Below are 17892 nucleotides of genomic sequence, written 5' to 3'. Positions count from 1 at the left end.
AGGAGATATCTATGATTTCGAAACAGATGCAGCAGGAAGTGGCGGGAAGTTCTGCCATCCGCGCCATGTTTTTGGAAGGAAAAGAACTGGCGAAGCGGATAGGGGCAGAAAATGTATACGATTTCAGCCTTGGAAATCCTATGACCCCTGTTCCGCAGCAGTATAATCAGGCAATTATAGAGGCTGTCCAGACAGAAAATTCCCTGGAGCTTCATGGATATATGGATAACGCGGGGTATCCTGAAACCCGCCGGGCAGTGGCCGGACACCTGAATCAGAGATTTGGAACGGAGTTTGAGGAACGCCATATTGTAATGACAGTTGGAGCGGCAGGCGCGCTGAACGTAGTGTTTAAAACTATTTTAGACCCCGGAGATGAGGTGCTTGCGCTTGCGCCCTATTTTGGAGAATACCGGGGCTATACGGCCAACCATCAGGGGATTTTGCGGGAGGTAAAGCCGGATACCGACACATTTCAGCCGGATCTGGAGGATTTAAAGGCAAAGATTACGCCTGAAACGAAGGGAATTATCATCAATAATCCGGTAAATCCCACCGGCGTTGTATATTCTGAGGACACCATACAGAAAATTGCCGCTGTTTTGGAGGAAAAGCAGAAGGAATACGGACATGAGATTTATCTGGTATCGGATGAACCTTACCGGGAACTGGTCTATGACGGAAATGCTGTTCCCTTTCTGACAAAATACTATGACAATACCTTTGTCACCTATTCTTTCAGCAAGTCACTGTCCATACCCGGAGAACGGATCGGCTATATAGCGGTCAGTCCTCAGATGGCAGACTGTGATCAGGCCATACAGGGGCTGTCGGTGGCCAACCGGATTCTGGGATTTGTCAATGCCCCTTCCCTGATGCAGAAAGCGTTGATCACGTCTCTGGATGCCAGGACCGATGTGGATTATTATGACAGAAACCGCAAATTAATTTATGGGAAGCTGACAGAACTTGGTTTTACCTGTGTCAGGCCCCAGGGCGCTTTTTATCTGTTTCTTAAATCTCCGGAGCCGGAAGAAAAGAAATTTGTGGAGGCTGCCAAAAAGCATCATATTCTGCTGGTTGGCGGAAGCGCCTTCTCCTGTCCGGGCTATGTAAGGCTTGCCTACTGTGTTTCCTATGAGATGCTGAAACGCTCGCTGCCTGCCTTTGAAACACTGGCAGAAGAATACAGAAGCATCCTGAAGCCGGTTTGAGAGACAGCGGCAGCAGAAGAATACAGAAGCATCCTGAAGCCGGTTGGAGAGACAGCAGCAGAAGTTTTATATCTTTTCATATAAAAAACAGAGACTAGGAGGAACCACCATGATTGCCTGGGAAAAAAATATACGCAGGGTAACCCCCTATACCCCCGGAGAGCAGCCTGACCGCCCCAATATGATAAAGCTTAATACCAATGAAAATCCATACCCGCCGGCTCCCGGTGTCACAAAAGCCCTTCAGGAGCTGGACGCCGGCCGGCTGAGGAGATATCCGGACCCTGCCGCCGGGATGCTGGTTCAGGCTTTGGCAGATTATTACGGCGTCGCAAAAGAGCAGGTATTTGTGGGCGTAGGGTCTGACGACGTACTGGCTATGAGTTTTCTGACCTTTTTTAACAGCGGGAAGCCTGTGCTGTTTCCGGACATTACCTATTCTTTTTACGATGTATGGGCAGAACTGTTCGGCGTTCCCTACGAGTGTCCGAAGCTGAATGATGAATTTCAGATCCGGACCGAAGATTATATCAGGGAGTGCGGCGGAATTGTAATCCCCAATCCCAATGCGCCCACTGGAATAGAGAAGAATCTGGAAGAACTGGAAGAGGTGATTGCAGCAAATCCGGAAGTAATTGTAATAATTGATGAAGCATATATTGACTTTGGAGGGACTTCTGCGTTATCATTACTCCCGAAGTATGAGAATCTGCTGGTGGTTCAGACTTTTTCCAAATCCAGAAGCCTGGCAGGCATGAGAATCGGTTTTGCCATCGGAAATGAAAGGCTGATTGGCTATCTGAATGACGCCAAATATTCCTTTAATTCCTATACCATGAGCGCGGCGGCTCTGGCGGCCGGAACAGAAGCCATCAAAGATGATACATATTTCAGAGAAACCTTACAGAAAATAATCAATACCAGAGAGTGGACGAAAAAAGAATTGCGCAGGCTGGGATTCTCCTGTCTGGATTCTAAAAGCAATTTTATTTTTGCATCCCATCCAAAGCGTCCGGCAAGAGAGCTGTTTGAGGCATTGAAGCAGGCAGATATTTATGTGCGTTATTTTAACAAACCCAGGATCAATAATTATCTGAGAATCTCCATCGGAACCGATCAGGAGATGGTTGGGCTGATCCATTTTCTGGAACGCTATTTAGGAGAAAACGTATGATTCGAATGATTTTAAAAGGCGTCGTAATTGGAATTGCAAATATTATTCCCGGCGTCAGCGGCGGCACCATGGCAGTGTCCATGGGCATTTACGATAAGATGATCCATGCGGCCACCCATCTTATGTCTGAATTTAAGAAAAGCATGCAGGTGCTGATTCCCATTGTGATCGGGGCGGGCATCGGCTTAGTGGCGCTGGCCCGTGTGATTGAGATTATGTTTGACAAAGCGCCTTTTCAGACAAACCTGCTGTTTATCGGCCTGATTGTAGGCGGACTGCCTGCCATGGCGAAAAAGGTGAAGGGCAAAACGGTAAGACTGGGCCATCTCCTGTCATTTTTGCTGTTTTTTGTGCTTGTGACAGGGCTTGCGCTGATGGGAGAACAGGAAGGCGCGGCCGCCGATTTAAGCTTCAGTCTGCTGAATGTGATAAAGCTTCTGGGTGTGGGAGTAGTGGCTTCCGCTACTATGGTAATCCCCGGGGTCAGCGGTTCCATGATGCTGATGCTGATGGGATATTACAACCCGATTTTGACGGAAATCAACCGTTTTATCGACAATCTTCTGGATTTCAATATCCAGGGGCTTTTGGAAGGCTGTCAGGTATTGGTGCCTTTTGGAATCGGAGTGGTGGTTGGAATTTTTGCCATTGCCAAGATCATTGAGGTTATATTTGTGAAATTTCCGGAGCATGCTTACTGGGCGATTATCGGGCTGATTGCAGCGTCACCCATTGCCATTTTGCTGATGAACAGCTTCGGAGCAATAAATTTTATGGCGGTTCTTACGGGAATTGCCTCATTGGCGGCAGGGGTTGTGATAGCCCTGAAGTTAGGGGAAGAGTAAGAAAAATGGGTGTGTGGCAGCAGGAACTCAAAGTGGAATACGGGCTGATGCTGTATCTGATTTTCATAAATCTGATGGGATTTGCCCTGATGGGACTGGATAAATGGAAAGCGAAGCATAAGAAATGGCGGATTGCGGAACGGACGCTCTTTGGAATCGCCATTGCAGGCGGCAGCCTGGGAGCCTGGGCGGGCATGTATGTGTTCCGTCATAAGACCAGGCATTGGTATTTTGCAGCGGGAATGCCGCTGATTCTGGCAGTCCAGGCAGCGGCGGCCTGGTTATTGACATTTAAATATTAAACTGCTATCATGCTGCTTAGCCCATGCTCCGGCGGGCTTTGGGCTGTATATTTTTGGCAGTTAATATTTTGTGAAACAACACCATATGACAAAAGAAAGGAAAGAACCTATGTATTCATTTGACGAAGTAAAGAAAGCAGATCCTCAGGTGGCGGACGCCATTACTGCAGAGATGGAGAGACAGAACAGCCATATCGAACTGATTGCCTCTGAAAACTGGGTCAGCAAGGCGGTTATGGCGGCAATGGGAAGCCCGATGACAAACAAATATGCAGAAGGATATCCGGGAAAACGCTATTACGGCGGATGCGAATGTGTGGATGTGGTGGAAAACCTGGCAATTCAGCGGGCAAAAGAACTGTTCGGCTGTGAATATGCCAATGTGCAGCCCCATTCCGGCGCCCAGGCAAATATGGCGGTGCAGTTTGCCATGTTAGAACCAGGCGATACAGTGATGGGAATGAATCTGGATCACGGCGGACATCTGACTCACGGAAGCCCTGTGAACTTTTCCGGCACCTATTTCAAGATTGTGCCTTACGGAGTGAATGACGAGGGATATATTGATTATGAGAAAGTACGGGAAACGGCGCTGGAGTGCAGGCCCAAATTGATCATTGCAGGGGCAAGCGCTTATGCCAGAACCATAGATTTTAAACGTTTTCGGGAAATTGCCGATGAAGCAGGCGCTTATTTGATGGTAGATATGGCGCATATTGCCGGCCTTGTGGCGGCAGGACTTCACCCAAGCCCCATTCCGTATGCCCATGTGGTGACTACAACCACCCACAAGACGCTGCGGGGGCCCAGAGGCGGTATGATTCTGGCAAGCCAGGAGCTGGCGGAGAAATTCAATTTTAACAAAGCTATTTTCCCGGGAACCCAGGGCGGCCCGCTGATGCATGTGATTGCCGCAAAGGCGGTATGCTTTAAGGAAGCGTTAGAGGACAGTTTTAAAGAATATCAGCAGAATATTGTAAAAAATGCACAGGCCCTTGCCAGTGGATTGATGAATCGGGAGATTAAGCTTGTGTCCGGCGGAACAGATAATCATCTGATGTTGGTGGATCTGAGCCCCTATGATTTGACTGGAAAGGCTGTGGAGAAATTACTGGATTCTGTCAATATTACCAGCAATAAGAACACGATTCCAAACGATCCCAAGTCTCCGTTTGTCACAAGCGGTATCCGTCTCGGAACGCCGGCCATTACCTCCAGAGGCTTTGGTCAGGAGGATATGGACAAGACGGCCGAGTGCATTGCCAGAATGATTAAAGAAGGGGAAGCGGCTTCAGAAGAAGTGCGCAGAATGGTGAAGGAATTAACGGACAAGTATCCATTGATCTAAGCCCCTTATAAAAAACCAGCGGAATTCCCGCTGGTTTTTTTTATGAAGGATTGTCTGCAGTGTTTGCAAACCGTGTCTATCTGTGTTTTCTTAAACGGAACTTATGTACAGAAACCTTTAATTCCTCAGACTGGTTATGGAGCTCCTTCGCAGAAGCGGCGGATTTCTCCGCAGTGCTTGCATTGGTCTGAACCACTCCGGCAATCTGCTCCATTCCGGCGGTAAGCTGATGCAGCGCCTGAGCCTGCTGCGTGGCGGAACCGGCAATATGTTCAATCAGGTCGGTAGCCTGTTTTGCGCCTACCATAACGTCGGCCAGAGACTTGGTGGTATCTGTGGTCAGGGAGGTTCCCTGCTTAATCATCTTGATGGAATTCTCAATCAGTTCCGTGATATCTTTGGCGGAAGAAGAGCTCTTATTAGCCAGGCTCTGCACTTCCTCTGCAACCACCGCAAATCCCTTGCCGGCTTCTCCGGCCCGGGCAGCTTCCACGGCAGCGTTCAGCGCCAGAATATTTGTCTGGAAGGAAATATCCTCAATGGTCTTGATAATGCCGCCGATTTCCTGGGAGGCATTGGAAATATCCTCCATGGCTGAAGCCAGATCAGCCATTTTCTTGTTGCTTGCCATCAGCAGCGACGCAGCGTCTGTAGAACATCTCTGGGCGTTGTCGGCGTCTTCTGAGGTGCGGTCCACCTGGGTGGATAATTCCTGAATGCTGGCAGATAATTCCTGGACAGCAGAAGCCTGTGCCACTGCTCCGCTGGAAAGAATCTGGGCGTCCTCAGCCATACGGCAGGATTCTTCCGATACCTGCTCTGCTGTCAGGTTGATTTTGGACAGTGCAAGATTCAAAGAATCCACAATCTGGCGCATGGCATTTTGAATGGGTAAGAATTCACCCCTGTAATCATCGCTGATAACAAGATCCATATTTCCCTCAGCCATTTCAGAAAGCTTGGAATCAATGTCATGGATATATTTTTTCAATTCCTGTTTTGTCTCATGAATGGAGGCTACCAGCATTCCGATTTCAGAAGTGCTGGGTTTTAAAGGAAAGTCTGAGGAGAGATTTCCCTTTGAGATTTCCCCCATCTGATCCCGGATTGCAATCACCGGACGCAGTACCCGTCTCCTGGTGGTTATCATGCTGATCAGCTGCATAATGGCAACAACGGCAAGGGCAAAAAACATGGCGCCTTCAATGGCTCTGGCATTTCGCTCCAGCGTTTCCACCTTTGCCAGTGTTCTGGCATCCAGAGCTGAAAGAAACTGTTCCTTGATGGCATTAATCTGGGCAATGGAAGAATTGTAATCTGAGCCGTACACATAATCTAAAGCGGCCTGCATATTTCCGGCCTGGACATTTTTCATGGCTTCGTCCTCCAGAGGAACCAGCGTATTGGATAAATCAGACATCTGATCGATCATAGCCTGTTCTTCAGAGGTGATGCCGATTTTCTGCATGGCCTCAACGCCTTTGTCCCGGTTTTTCAGATTATCTACTTCATTCCAGTAATTGTCATAATGCTCCTGCTGTCCTGTGGAGGCGAATGCCCGCACTTCATTGGTAAGGTAGGCAGAGCCGTTCATAAAACGGTTGGCGTTGTATGTCAGGCTGAACCGCTGTTCATTGGCGGTATTTAATTTCCGGCTCACACTGCCGTAGGACAGAAGCGAGCTCATTAGAAATATAAGGGCCAGAATAGAAATTCCATTTAAAATAAAGGATAACATGGATTGGCTGATGGTTTTCTTCATAGTTGTGTTCCTCCCGGTATGTACCGAATGTTTTGCAGTACGTAAATTAATGTTATAAGTATCAGTTTACAGAAACAGGGAAGAAATTTCAACCCATAATTGTAAATTAATATATGGAAATAAAAGGCCCGGTGACTTTCTTTTAAGAAAAATTTAAGAATTTTTATTAGGAATTATCAAGGTTTTGTGATAAGATAATGGCGGGACAATAAGAGAAAAATATGATACATAAATTTTAGGAGGACGAATATGAACAAAAAGAAAGTAGGTGTTATTACCGCTGTGGCGGCGGTAGCTCTTGCAGTGACCGGAGCGGCGGCATGGTATTACCTGAAAGGAAACGGCGGAGCAGGAAACAGTGCGGATAAAGTATATGTGGAGACGGTTTCGTCCCTGACTTCTGCAAATTCCGGAAGTCAGAGCCGTTATTCCGGCGTTGTGGAAGCCCAGGAAACCTGGGATGTGAATAAGGATTCGGAACGGGAGATTAAGGAAGTCTTTGTAAAAGAAGGAGATTCCGTAGAAGAGGGAACGCCGCTGTTTGAATATGACATGGACGAGGTGCAGGGAGAGATTCAGCAGGCGCAGCTTGAACTGGAAGGCATGCAGAATGACATTACCAATCTCCAGAACCAGATCAATCAGCTTTCCCGGGAGAAAAATTCCGCTGCGGAATCAGAAAGATTTGAATATACGGCAGATATCCAGGAGAAACAGAACACCATTAAACAGACGGAATACAACATTGAAAGCAAGAAGGCAGAGATTCAGAAGAAGCAGGAATCTATGGAAAAAGCAGTGGTTACCAGTAAGATTGCAGGGGTGGTGAAAGCCATCAATGAATCAGGAACCGATATGTCCGGGGAAGCTGCTGCTTATATGACAGTTCTTGCAGTAGGCGACTACCGGGTAAAAGGAACAGTCAGTGAGACAAATGTACAGTTTCTGTCTGAAGAACAGCCGGTGATTCTCCGTTCCAGAGTGAATGAGGAACAGACCTGGAACGGAACGATCAGCAAAATTGACACCCAGAATGAAGAAAAAAGCGACAACGATATGTATATGATGGATTCCGGAAGCGGGACAGAGAAAGCCACAAAATATCCCTTCTATATCACATTGGAATCTACCGAGGGCCTTATGATGGGACAGCATCTTTTTATTGAGATGGACGAAGGCCAGACTGTGGAAAAAGAAGGAATCTGGCTCTTTGAAGGATATATTGTCCAGGAAGAAGGGGAGGCTTATGTATGGGCTTCCAACGACAAAGATAAGCTGGAGAAGAGAACCGTGGAGCTGGGAGAATATGATGAGGAGCTGGGAGCTTATGAGATAACCGGAGGGCTCACTGAAAAAGACGCCATTGCATTTCCGATGGAGGGCCTGTATGAAGGCGTAGCTACTGTGACGGATATTGCGGAGGTTGACTATTCTTCTCCTCTGTATAACCAGGAAGGAGAAGAAGGAGAGGACGGAGAGAATTCAGAAGATAGTGAAACGCCGGATGAGGAGGGCGTGTCAGACGAGTCCTCCGAAGATGTGTCGGATGAGATGATAGATGATTTGCCAGAAGGCAGATTTGATGATTCAGGAGACGGAGATTTTTTGTTGGATGAATCAGGAGATGGAGAGGAAGGTTCCTCAGAAGATGAATCAGGAGACGGAGAAGAAGATTCTTCAGAGGACGAATCAGAAGGCGGAGAGGAAGAACAGGAATGATATTGGATTTGCAGAATATATTTAAAGATTATCAGCAGGATAAACTGGTGGTTCCGGTGCTGAAGGACGTATCCCTCCAGGTGGAAGAAGGGGAATATGTGGCAATCATGGGGCCTTCCGGTTCTGGAAAGACAACGCTGATGAATATTATCGGATGTCTGGACCGTCCCACTTCCGGAACTTATCAGCTTGCAGGAGAGGATGTGCTCAAATGCAAAGATAAGGATATGTCTGACCTGCGGCTGCGCAGCATTGGATTTGTGTTTCAGAGCTTTCAGCTTCTTTCCAGGCAGTCCGCCCTGGAAAATGTGGCGCTGCCTTTAAGCTATGCCGGAATTAAGAAAAAAGAGAGAAAAGAACGGGCGGCCCAGGCCCTGGAGCGGGTAGGACTGGGAGACCGGGTGACCTTTAAGCCCACCCAGCTCTCCGGCGGCCAGAAACAGAGGGTAGCCATTGCCAGAGCCATGGTGAACAATCCAAAAATCCTTCTGGCAGACGAGCCTACCGGAGCATTGGATTCCAAGTCGGGAGAACAGATTATGGAGCTGTTTCAGAAGCTGAACGAAGAAGGGGTAACCATTGTGATGATTACCCATGACCCGAAGATAGCTTCCAGGGCGAAACGGACGGTACACATTATTGACGGCATGATTACAGAAGGAAACAGCGAGGAGGCGGAGAATGAGTAAGAAAGCAGTTATCATTACAGTGATATCCCTTGGCGTTGTCGGTGCCGCAGTTTTCGGTGGAATCAAAGCATATCAGAATTATCAGAACAAGAATCAGAAAGCGGAAGTGCATTATGTGTCAGAATTGAATATGTATTACTATGAAAATGAGATGAGCAGTTCCGGCATTGTGACCAATGATTCGTCGCAGGATGTATATGCCCTGGAAGATAAAGTCATTGCCGAAGTCCATGTGGAAGAGGGACAGGAAGTGAAAGCGGGAGATCCCCTGATTACGTATGATATGACCATGTCAAATCTGGAATTGGAAATGAAGGAGCTGGACGTTTCTACGATAACCAGCAGGTTAGAGGCGGCCAAACAGCAGCTTTCAAAGCTGAAATCCACCACTCCTGTATCGCCCAGACCGGAAGAACCGGAAGAGCTGGAGCCGGAACCCATGCCGGAAGAACCGGAACCTACGCCTGTGCCGCTGCCGCCTCAGAAAACGAAAAATGCATACAATTATATTACCAGTACTTCCAAACCCAATAAGGGAAAGGGAACAGAGGAAAAACCATACATTTATCTGTGCACCCAGGAGTGCTTTGTGTTTGGAGAATTTATCAACAGCCTGTCCGCAGACGAGGACGATCCCATATACGTAAGCCTGGAAATACATAAGAATAATGAATTTGCAGGCAAGTTAATCACTTCCTGGGAAATCAGCGGCGAAAGCGGTTTTCCCAGACTTGATGAAGATTCCAAATGGTCGGTCCGGACCCGTTCCCAGATGATAGAGGAAGAACCGGAAGAGCCGGATATCATAGAACCAGAAGAGCCGGATATCATAGAGCCGGAGGAGCCCGAGGAACCGGAAGGCTATACGGCGGAGGAATTATCCTCTATGATTAAAGAAAAAGAAGAAGAAATCCGGGATTTGGATCTGAGCAAACGGAAAGAAGAACTGGAACTGGAGCAGATGAAGAAGGTTTCCGGAGACGGCGTGGTAAAAGCAGCCTTTAACGGCGTGGTAAAAGGCGTTGCCGATAAGGATGATCCTCCTTCCGGAGAGCCGTTTTTAACGGTGTCCGGCTCAGAAGGATTGTATGTCAGCGGTTCTTTAAGTGAACTGCAGCTTGAGGAAATTAAAGTAGGACAGAAGGTATATGCCAATTCCTGGGAGAGCGGACAGAATTTTGAGGCCGAAATAACAGAGATTTCCCAGTATCCAATGGACAACAGCAACGCTTACGGAGAGGGAAATCCCAATGTCTCATATTACCCGTATACGGCGTATATTGAGAATACAGAAGGGCTGCGCAACGGGGAATATGTGGATCTGACCATGTCAAATACCCAGGAAAGCGACGGGATTTATCTGGATAAGGCATATGTCCGGGAGGAGGACGGCAGGAAATATGTGCTGAAGGCGGACGAGAACGATCTGTTGGTAAAACAGTATATCCAGACCGGAAAGACCATTTGGGGACAGGCCGTGGAGGTTTTGTCAGGGCTGACCATGGAGGACAGAGTTGCTTTTCCTTATGGCAAAACTGCCAAAGAGGGCGTAAAGGTAACAGAACCTGAGTAACCCGGAGGGATAGAAGATGAAGGAGAAAAACAGATGCTAGAGAATATCAGATTGTCCCTTCAGGGACTGTGGTCGCATAAGATGCGTTCCTTTCTGACGATGTTAGGTATCATTATCGGTATTGCAGCCATAATAGCCATTGTTTCCACCATCAAAGGAACCAATGAACAGATCAAGGAAAATCTTATTGGTTCCGGAGACAATACCGTGAATGTGCAGCTTTATCAGGGGGATAATACCTACGAGATAGATTATTACGGAGTGCCGGACGGGGTGCCGGTCATTACAGAAGAGACCAGAAAACAGATTCTGGAACTGGATCATATTGAAAATGCTTCCCTGTATACTTCCAGAGAAACTTACAATGCAGTGTATTATCTGAATACAGGAATGTCCGGCGGAAAAGTCTGCGGCATTGACCGGAATTATCTGGACACCTGCAATTATATTATCAAGCAGGGAAGAGGATTTACCGATTCTGACTATGCAAAATTCCGGAAAGTGGCGGTATTGGATGAAAATTCGGCAGAAACTTTGTTTCAGGGCGTCGATCCCATCGGGAAAACTGTGGAGATTCAGCGGGAGCCTTTTATCGTCATCGGCATCATTGCCAAATCTTCCAGATTTGAGCCGGTGATTAACAGTATAGAAGAGTACTATACCTATGCGGAGTCCAGCAGCGGCGCGGTGTATGTTCCGGATGCCACCTGGCCCATTCTGTATGGGTATGATGAACCCCAGTCTTTGATTTTGAAACTGGACAAAGTGGATAATATGACGGTTGCAGGAAAAGAAGCAGCCAATATTCTGAACAACGGGCTGAATGTTTCGGATGATACCATGAAATACAAGGCAGCCGATCTGTTAAAACAGGCGGAGGATATTCAAAAGCTGAGCCAGTCCACCAATACCATGCTGATCTGGATTGCAGGGATTTCACTGCTAGTAGGCGGCATCGGCGTTATGAATATTATGCTGGTGTCCGTCACAGAGCGTACCCAGGAGATTGGATTAAAGAAGGCAATCGGAGCCAGAAAAGGCAAGATTCTCGGACAATTTCTGACAGAAGCAGCGGTGCTGACCAGTCTTGGGGGGCTGATAGGAGTGATTGTGGGAATTGTACTGGCAGAAGTGATTTCCAAAGTCACCAGTACACTGGTATCCATCAGCGTTCCGGCGTCCATCCTGTCAGTAGTATTTTCCATGGCTATCGGAATTATTTTCGGGCTGCTGCCCTCCTATAAGGCGGCAAATCTGAATCCGATTGATGCGCTGCGGCATGAGTAAGACAGAATCGGAACCATTCTGAGGCTAAATTAAATAAAGAAGAGGCTGCCGCATGAAAGGACATAGACGCAAGAGATAGAATATAGCCAACGGCTGAATATCTTGTGCAGAATTTCTTCATGCGGCAGCCCCTCAGCAAATAGGAGGTAGGATATGTACAAAAGTAAACGATATGCGTACACGTATAAAGACGAAGGAAAGACAGTGGCGGATTTGCTGAAAGAAATTCTGGAGGATGCAGAACTTCCAGATTTGGAGGAAATTGTCATCGGGCCCTGGGGAGGAGAATGCTGGGATGACACAGAAGAGGGCTTACAGGTGATTGTAAATGGAATTGTGGAAAACAAGGAGAAGTTTTCCCAGATCAAAAGTTTGTTTTTTGCAGACATGGAATATGAGGAATGTGAGGTTTCCTGGATTATCCAGGCGGATTATTCTAAACTTTGGGAGGCTGTGCCCCAGTTAGAAAAACTGGTGATTAAGGGAAGTACGGAATTGGCGCTTGGAGAAATAGTTCATGAAAACCTGAAGCATTTTGAGATTATCTGCGGCGGCCTTCCCTCCCACATCATGGAATCCATACAGAAAGCAAAACTTCCCTCTCTGCAGAAGCTGCTTCTATATATCGGCGTGGAGGATTATGGGTTTGACGGGGATCTTGCAACCATTCAAAAGCTGCTGGCAGAATCGGATTTTCCAAATCTTGCCTATTTGGGGCTGACAGACAGCGAGATTCAGGATGAGATTACAGAAGCGGTTTTCGACAGTAAATATATTGACAGGATTACAACATTGGATTTATCCATGGGTTCTCTGACAGACAAGGGCGGACAGATTTTGTTGGATAAGATACCGGAATATCCCAATATTAAACAATTGGAGCTGGAGTACCATTATATGTCAGACGAGATGATGGAGAAGCTGGAAGCTCTTCCCGGTGTTCAGGTAAATGTGGAGGATCAGCAGGAAGCAGATGATTACGACGGGGAACTCTATTTTTACCCCATGCTGACAGAATAGGCGCGTTTTAAAAATGAGTGCAGAAAAACAGGAAAACAGGCGGGTGGTCTTAATCGGCGACCCGTTTTCCAAACGGTCAGTTTTTTTTCGGAAAGCGGCGGACAGTTTGGGTATCGCGTATCAGGAGGCGGCCTGGGAAGAAATATTTGATCGGAACGTGCAGGAGGAGTCAAAAAACGCTGTATTGAGAAATTTGCAGAGAGAGTCAAAAAACGCTGCTCTGAGAAGCCTGCAGGGGGAGCCCCAAAACGCTGCTCTGAGAAGCTTGCAGGGGGAGCCCCAAAACGCTGCTCTGAGAAGCCTGCAGGGGGAGCCCCAAAACGCTGTATTGAGAAACCTGCAGGGGGCGGCGGTAAAGATAGATCCGCCTGGGTATCAGACGGTCCGGCTGTGCCAGATGCAAGAGCAGTTAAAAGCATACCAGAGAAGCCTGCAGTTTTTAGCCCGGGCAGACTGCCGTTTTCTAAACCATCCGGAAATGATTTGCCGGATGCTTGACAAAAGGGATACCAACCTGCGGCTGAAAGCCCGGGGAATTCCGGTGACAGAGATGTTTCCAGAGGAAATCAGGACGGCTGACCAGTTGGAAGCGGTGATGGAACAGAAGCATTGTTACAGTGTGTTTATCAAACCGAGGTATTTTTCTGGTGCAGCAGGCGTGGCGGCTTTCCGCCTGCATCCGGGTCTGGGGCGCAGGAAGCTTTATACCTCCTGCCGTTTGGAGCAGGGGCAGTTAATCAATACCAAAAAACTGGTCTGTATGGAAGAAAATACGGAAATCAGCCGTTTTCTGAACCAATTGCTGTCTCTGGAATGCGTGGTGGAGCGCTGGCATCCCAAAGCAGATTTTCATGGGAAAAGCTATGATTTGCGGGTGGTGTTCCAGTTTGGACATATTGCTGCAATGATAGCCCGCCAGTCCAAAGGCCCCATTACCAACCTGCATTTGAACAATCAGGCATTGGATACAGAGAATCTTGGGCTGAGTGAAGCTGTCATGGATCAGATTACAGCGGTATGCCGGGAAGCGTATGAAGCATTTTCCGTTGGAGGGATAGGGAATGGAGAAAATTCCTGCGTCGGCATTTCCATGGCGGGGATTGATCTTTTGCTGGAAAAAGGAACTCTCCGGCCGCGGGTGATTGAGATGAACGGGCAGGGAGACTTGATTTACCGGGATATCTACGGCAAAAACAGGATTTACAGAGAGCAGGCGCGTATTCTGGCCGGGCAGGCAAAGGCTGCGGAGGTTAAGGAAAAATAGTATGCAGAAAACAGATATGAACCAAATTGTGGGGAAGTGCCATATTTTATTTGTATGCATTGATTCCCTGCGGTATGACGTGGCGGCTGAGGAGCAGGAAAAAGGCGAAACGCCGGTGCTGAACCGGTATGGCCCCTGGCAGAAATGCCAGGCGCCGGGCAATTTCACTTATCCTTCCCACCAGGCCATGTTTGCCGGTTTTTTCCCGATAGAGGAAGGGATTTTGGATATGAAAAAGCGCAAGCCGCTTTTTTTCTCCCCGGACATTGGCATGGGGCGTCAGGCGCCGGAAGGGGCTTATGCGTTTCAGGGTGCAACCTGGGTGGAGGGGCTTGCCTGTGAAGGATATGAAACCTACTGCATTGGAGGAGTCAGTTTTTTTGACAAGAGAACCGACGTGGGGAAAGTACTGCCTTCTTATTTTCAGCACAGTTATTGGAAGCCGGCCTTTGGGTGCAGGGTGAAGGAATCAGCCGAGCATCAGATTAATTTTGCACTGCAGAAGTTGAGGCAGGCGGAAGAGGGGCAGAAGATTATGATGTATCTGAATATTTCCGCCCTGCATTATCCCAATTATTTTTATGCAGAAGGGGAGAAAAAAGACAGTAAAAAAGCCCATGCCCTGGCGCTGCGTTACGTGGACGGACAATTGGGAAGGCTGTTTGAGGCATTTCGTGAAAAAGGGGAAACATTCGTGATATGCTGTTCTGATCACGGAACCTGTTATGGAGAGGACGGCGTTTGGTATCATGGGATTAACCATCCCATTGTAACTACAGTTCCGTATAAGCATTTTCTGTTGTAGGAGGGTATTCAGATGGAACATCCATATATCCAGTATATGTACAGTTATCCCCATAAAATGGCATATCGGGCCCTTCCGGACCTGGAATGGAAGGATTATGCCGGCAGGCTGTCAGGCGGGAAAAACAGCCTGTATTTTCATATTCCTTTTTGTCAGTATAAATGCGGGTACTGCAATTTATTTTCCCTGGCAGGGCAAAAACTGCAGCAGATGGAAGCGTATGTATCAGCCATGGAGCGGCAGGCCCGGCAGCTTGCGGAGCTTATGCCCAGAGACGCAGAATTTTCCGATTTGACCTTAGGAGGGGGAACTCCCCTGCTGCTGCCGGAGCATCTGCTTGGGAAGGTATTCTCCATTGCCAGGGATTACTTTGGGATAGAACCGGGGAAATCAGCAGTTACGGTGGAAACTTCCCCCAATCAGACAACTGGAGAAAAGTTAAAAATTTTAAAAGAAGAGGGAGTAACCCGTCTCAGCATCGGCGTACAGAGTTTTCAGGAAGCAGAGCTTCTTACCCTGCACCGGTTTCATACTGCGGCTGCGGCAAAGGAAGCCCTGGATCTGATTCAAAATGTTGGGTTTGCATGTGTGAACCTTGACCTGATTTACGGAATACCGGGACAGACCATGGAGAGCCTTGGGGATTCTCTGGGCCAGGCGTTGGAATTTGAACCGGAAGAGCTGTTTGTATATCCGCTGTATGTGAAGCCGGGAACCTATCTTTACCGTCAGGGTGCGGAATGTGCGGAAGATGCCTTTGAGATGTACCGGTTTGTGCGGGAATTTCTTCTTAAAGCAGGATACCGGCCTTATTCCATGCGCCGGTTTGTGCGGGAAAAACAGGAGCCTCAGTCCATAAACCAGACTGGAAAAAGTGGATTGGAGAGAGATTTTGTAAGGCAGACTGGAAAAAGCGGGGAAAGGAACGTTGCCCGGGAGCTTCCCGGTTCCCTGTGCGGATTTGGCAATACCGTATCCATCGGCTGCGGAGGGAGAAGCTATCTGGGAAATCTGCATTTCAGCACGCCTTATGCAGTGGAGCCTGGTCAGTGCCTTTCTATTTTGCAAAACTATATAGAACAGGAGGATTACCGGAAAATTACCCATGGATTTTTACTGCCTTTGGAGGAAGAGAAACGGCGGTATGTGATCCGGCATATTTTGTATGGAAGGGGCATCTGCCTTGCGGATTACAGTCTGCATTTTGGCAGTCAGGCAGAGAAAGATTTTCCGTTGCTTTTGGACTGGGTTCAGGCCGGTTATGCTTTGGAAACCGCAGGCTTCCTTTCGCTGACGGAAGAGGGATTTTCCTTATCTGATTTTTTGGGGCCCCAATTAATGTCCGAAGAAGTGCGGCAATTGATGGAACGGTGAAACAGGCGATGGAGAGAGACGTAACAAAAAGACAATGGTATTACAGGGGAAGCCTGAAGTCCTGCAATTATTCCTGCAGCTATTGCCCTTTTGCAAAAAGAACTTGCAGCAGGCGGAGCATACAGGCAGATCGGGAAGCGTTTTTTCGTTTTACAGGCCGGATGCTTCAGCAGCAAAAGGGCGGAGCTGTGCAGATTGTTCCTTATGGAGAGGCGTTGATTCATCCGTATTACTGGGAAGGGCTTGCGGCATTAAGCAGAAGTCCGGTGATAGACGCAGTGGGAGCTCAGAGTAATTTCAGTTTTCCCACAGAGGAGATGCTTTCTGTCTACCGAGAGCACGGAGGAGAATTGAAAAAGCTGCGGCTGTGGGGAACTTTCCATCCTGAAATGATATCGGCGGAACAATTTGCGCGGCATTGCCGTTTTCTGACGGAACAGAAGATTTCCTATTGTGTGGGTGCGGTAGGCGTTCCGGAGTATTTAGAGCAAATCCGTATGCTGCGAAAGGCGCTGCCGGATTCTGTCTACCTTTGGATCAATAAAATGGATGGCCTTGGGAGACGTTATACAGAGGCGGAGTTGGAAGCTTTCGCAGAAATAGACGGCTATTTCCGACAGGAGTTAAAACATTACAGGGCGGAGCTTACAGCCTGTGCAGACAGCCGTTTTGTGGAAGCAGACGGAATGATGCGCCGATGCAATATTTCCAGGGAAAACATTGGAAATTTTTATGAGGATTCCGTGGAGAGCAAAAAGGAAGAGCTTTCGGGATGCAAAAGAAAAACGTGCAGCTGTTATCTGGCCTACTGCAACCGCAGCGATGCTGTGGCTCCTTTTTTCCGGCCTTATCCGGCCTTCCGCATTCCTGTTTATCCGAAAGCAGTATTTTTTGATATTGACGGCACCCTTGTCCCGGAGGGGCTCAGGCGGATACCGGAGCACACCGCCCGGGGTCTGCTGCGGCTGTCCGTCCGGTGTGAGATTTACCTTGCCACATCACTGCCTTTGGAGGCTGCAAAAAGAAAGCTGTCCTCTGTATGGCATGTGTTTCGCGGCGGCGTATTTGCCAATGGCGCAAGATGGCAGACCCAAAGCCAGGAGAAAGGCAGCCTGGATGTGATTCTGCCGATGGAAGCCGGGTGGCTGACAGGGATAAAAGAGAAACAGAAAGCATATGGGTTTAAAGTGCATGTTTACCGGAAAAAAGCGGATATTTATAAGGTGACCTTGTATTTTCACCGTGTCAGACGGGGAATCCAGATGCCGGAGCAAAAACAGAAAGAACTGGCAGATGCTCTTAAAATTCCGGATTCCTGCCGGATCTTATGGGAGGGAAACTGTATGCAGATCACGAAACAGGGAACGGGAAAACTGGCGGGAATTCTGGAAATCTGCCGGGCGATGGGGTATCGGAGGGAAGATGTTACGGCGGTCGGGGATTCTTTGAATGACAGGGAAATGATAGAGTTTTTTTCTTAGGATTTAATATGCACAAAGTTTACCTTGCGGGAGTT

15 protein-coding genes are annotated in these 17892 nt (G+C 48.0%); 14 read left to right on the top strand and 1 reads right to left on the bottom strand.

Annotation, left to right across the window (positions count from 1 at the left end):
- Positions 1–11 precede the first annotated feature (11 nt).
- The 5 genes from ACTO17_RS04790 (at position 12) to glyA (ending at position 4883) form a co-directional block, all read left to right on the top strand.
- The gene (locus ACTO17_RS04790; protein ID WP_482557081.1) at positions 12–1214 is read left to right on the top strand and encodes a pyridoxal phosphate-dependent aminotransferase; all 1203 of its coding nucleotides are present in this window, start codon (positions 12–14) and stop codon (positions 1212–1214) included.
- Between the two features lie 109 nt (positions 1215–1323).
- Positions 1324–2388, top strand: coding sequence for a histidinol-phosphate transaminase (hisC, locus tag ACTO17_RS04785; protein ID WP_482557080.1), 1065 nt, complete (start codon positions 1324–1326; stop codon positions 2386–2388).
- Positions 2385–3233, top strand: a complete 849-nt coding sequence (locus ACTO17_RS04780; protein WP_482557079.1) for a DUF368 domain-containing protein — start codon at positions 2385–2387, stop codon at positions 3231–3233. The genes hisC and ACTO17_RS04780 overlap by 4 nt, the downstream gene beginning before the upstream one ends.
- A gap of 5 nt (positions 3234–3238) precedes the next feature.
- Positions 3239–3535: a DUF1294 domain-containing protein gene (locus ACTO17_RS04775; protein WP_482557078.1), complete on the top strand. Its 297-nt coding sequence runs from the start codon at positions 3239–3241 to the stop codon at positions 3533–3535.
- Positions 3536–3644: 109 nt separating this feature from the next.
- The gene (glyA, locus tag ACTO17_RS04770) at positions 3645–4883 is read left to right on the top strand and encodes a serine hydroxymethyltransferase (protein ID WP_482557077.1); all 1239 of its coding nucleotides are present in this window, start codon (positions 3645–3647) and stop codon (positions 4881–4883) included.
- Between the two features lie 76 nt (positions 4884–4959).
- Here glyA and ACTO17_RS04765 read toward each other — a convergent pair whose 3' ends face one another.
- Positions 4960–6645, bottom strand: a complete 1686-nt coding sequence (locus ACTO17_RS04765; RefSeq protein ID WP_482557076.1) for a methyl-accepting chemotaxis protein — start codon at positions 6643–6645, stop codon at positions 4960–4962.
- A gap of 249 nt (positions 6646–6894) precedes the next feature.
- Here ACTO17_RS04765 and ACTO17_RS04760 point away from each other — a divergent pair, with 249 nt between their 5' ends.
- The 9 genes from ACTO17_RS04760 to ACTO17_RS04720 all read left to right on the top strand — a co-directional run bounded on the left by ACTO17_RS04760 (position 6895) and on the right by ACTO17_RS04720 (position 17857).
- Positions 6895–8364 (top strand): efflux RND transporter periplasmic adaptor subunit, encoded by a 1470-nt coding sequence (locus ACTO17_RS04760; RefSeq protein WP_482557075.1) that lies wholly within the window; start codon positions 6895–6897, stop codon positions 8362–8364.
- Positions 8361–9053 (top strand): ABC transporter ATP-binding protein, encoded by a 693-nt coding sequence (locus tag ACTO17_RS04755; RefSeq protein WP_172539027.1) that lies wholly within the window; start codon positions 8361–8363, stop codon positions 9051–9053. The genes ACTO17_RS04760 and ACTO17_RS04755 overlap by 4 nt, the downstream gene beginning before the upstream one ends.
- A complete protein-coding gene (locus ACTO17_RS04750) occupies positions 9046–10626 on the top strand; it encodes an efflux RND transporter periplasmic adaptor subunit (protein ID WP_482557074.1) in 1581 nt (526 codons plus the stop codon). The genes ACTO17_RS04755 and ACTO17_RS04750 overlap by 8 nt, the downstream gene beginning before the upstream one ends.
- 33 nt (positions 10627–10659) lie before the next feature.
- On the top strand, positions 10660–11913 hold the full coding sequence (locus tag ACTO17_RS04745; protein WP_172539029.1) for an ABC transporter permease: 1254 nt from the start codon (positions 10660–10662) through the stop codon (positions 11911–11913).
- A gap of 153 nt (positions 11914–12066) precedes the next feature.
- On the top strand, positions 12067–12933 hold the full coding sequence (locus ACTO17_RS04740) for an STM4015 family protein (RefSeq protein WP_482557073.1): 867 nt from the start codon (positions 12067–12069) through the stop codon (positions 12931–12933).
- A gap of 13 nt (positions 12934–12946) precedes the next feature.
- A complete protein-coding gene (locus tag ACTO17_RS04735) occupies positions 12947–14197 on the top strand; it encodes an STM4014 family protein (RefSeq protein WP_482557072.1) in 1251 nt (416 codons plus the stop codon).
- A gap of 1 nt (position 14198) precedes the next feature.
- A complete protein-coding gene (locus ACTO17_RS04730; RefSeq protein WP_482557071.1) occupies positions 14199–15002 on the top strand; it encodes an STM4013/SEN3800 family hydrolase in 804 nt (267 codons plus the stop codon).
- A 12-nt stretch (positions 15003–15014) separates the two neighbouring features.
- Entirely contained in the window at positions 15015–16376 is a 1362-nt protein-coding gene (locus ACTO17_RS04725; RefSeq protein WP_482557070.1) for an STM4012 family radical SAM protein, read from the top strand.
- A gap of 8 nt (positions 16377–16384) precedes the next feature.
- Complete coding sequence (locus ACTO17_RS04720; protein WP_482557069.1) at positions 16385–17857, top strand: STM4011 family radical SAM protein; 1473 nt, start codon at positions 16385–16387, stop codon at positions 17855–17857.
- Positions 17858–17892: the final 35 nt, after the last annotated feature.

The organism is Petralouisia sp. (genome assembly GCF_056822245.1).
Note: the sequence above shows the minus strand (reverse complement) of the source record. Positions and strands in the feature narration are given on the sequence as shown.

What these genes read in the sequence shown, in the direction of transcription:
- ACTO17_RS04790 (WP_482557081.1), top strand. Translation starts at nt 12, where the DNA reads ATGATTTCGAAACAGATGCAGCAGGAAGTGGCGGGAAGTTCTGCCATC.
- hisC (WP_482557080.1), top strand. Translation starts at nt 1,324, where the DNA reads ATGATTGCCTGGGAAAAAAATATACGCAGGGTAACCCCCTATACCCCC.
- ACTO17_RS04780 (WP_482557079.1), top strand. Translation starts at nt 2,385, where the DNA reads ATGATTCGAATGATTTTAAAAGGCGTCGTAATTGGAATTGCAAATATT.
- ACTO17_RS04775 (WP_482557078.1), top strand. Translation starts at nt 3,239, where the DNA reads ATGGGTGTGTGGCAGCAGGAACTCAAAGTGGAATACGGGCTGATGCTG.
- glyA (WP_482557077.1), top strand. Translation starts at nt 3,645, where the DNA reads ATGTATTCATTTGACGAAGTAAAGAAAGCAGATCCTCAGGTGGCGGAC.
- ACTO17_RS04765 (WP_482557076.1), bottom strand. Translation starts at nt 6,645, where the DNA reads ATGAAGAAAACCATCAGCCAATCCATGTTATCCTTTATTTTAAATGGA.
- ACTO17_RS04760 (WP_482557075.1), top strand. Translation starts at nt 6,895, where the DNA reads ATGAACAAAAAGAAAGTAGGTGTTATTACCGCTGTGGCGGCGGTAGCT.
- ACTO17_RS04755 (WP_172539027.1), top strand. Translation starts at nt 8,361, where the DNA reads ATGATATTGGATTTGCAGAATATATTTAAAGATTATCAGCAGGATAAA.
- ACTO17_RS04750 (WP_482557074.1), top strand. Translation starts at nt 9,046, where the DNA reads ATGAGTAAGAAAGCAGTTATCATTACAGTGATATCCCTTGGCGTTGTC.
- ACTO17_RS04745 (WP_172539029.1), top strand. Translation starts at nt 10,660, where the DNA reads ATGCTAGAGAATATCAGATTGTCCCTTCAGGGACTGTGGTCGCATAAG.
- ACTO17_RS04740 (WP_482557073.1), top strand. Translation starts at nt 12,067, where the DNA reads ATGTACAAAAGTAAACGATATGCGTACACGTATAAAGACGAAGGAAAG.
- ACTO17_RS04735 (WP_482557072.1), top strand. Translation starts at nt 12,947, where the DNA reads ATGAGTGCAGAAAAACAGGAAAACAGGCGGGTGGTCTTAATCGGCGAC.
- ACTO17_RS04730 (WP_482557071.1), top strand. Translation starts at nt 14,199, where the DNA reads ATGCAGAAAACAGATATGAACCAAATTGTGGGGAAGTGCCATATTTTA.
- ACTO17_RS04725 (WP_482557070.1), top strand. Translation starts at nt 15,015, where the DNA reads ATGGAACATCCATATATCCAGTATATGTACAGTTATCCCCATAAAATG.
- ACTO17_RS04720 (WP_482557069.1), top strand. Translation starts at nt 16,385, where the DNA reads ATGGAGAGAGACGTAACAAAAAGACAATGGTATTACAGGGGAAGCCTG.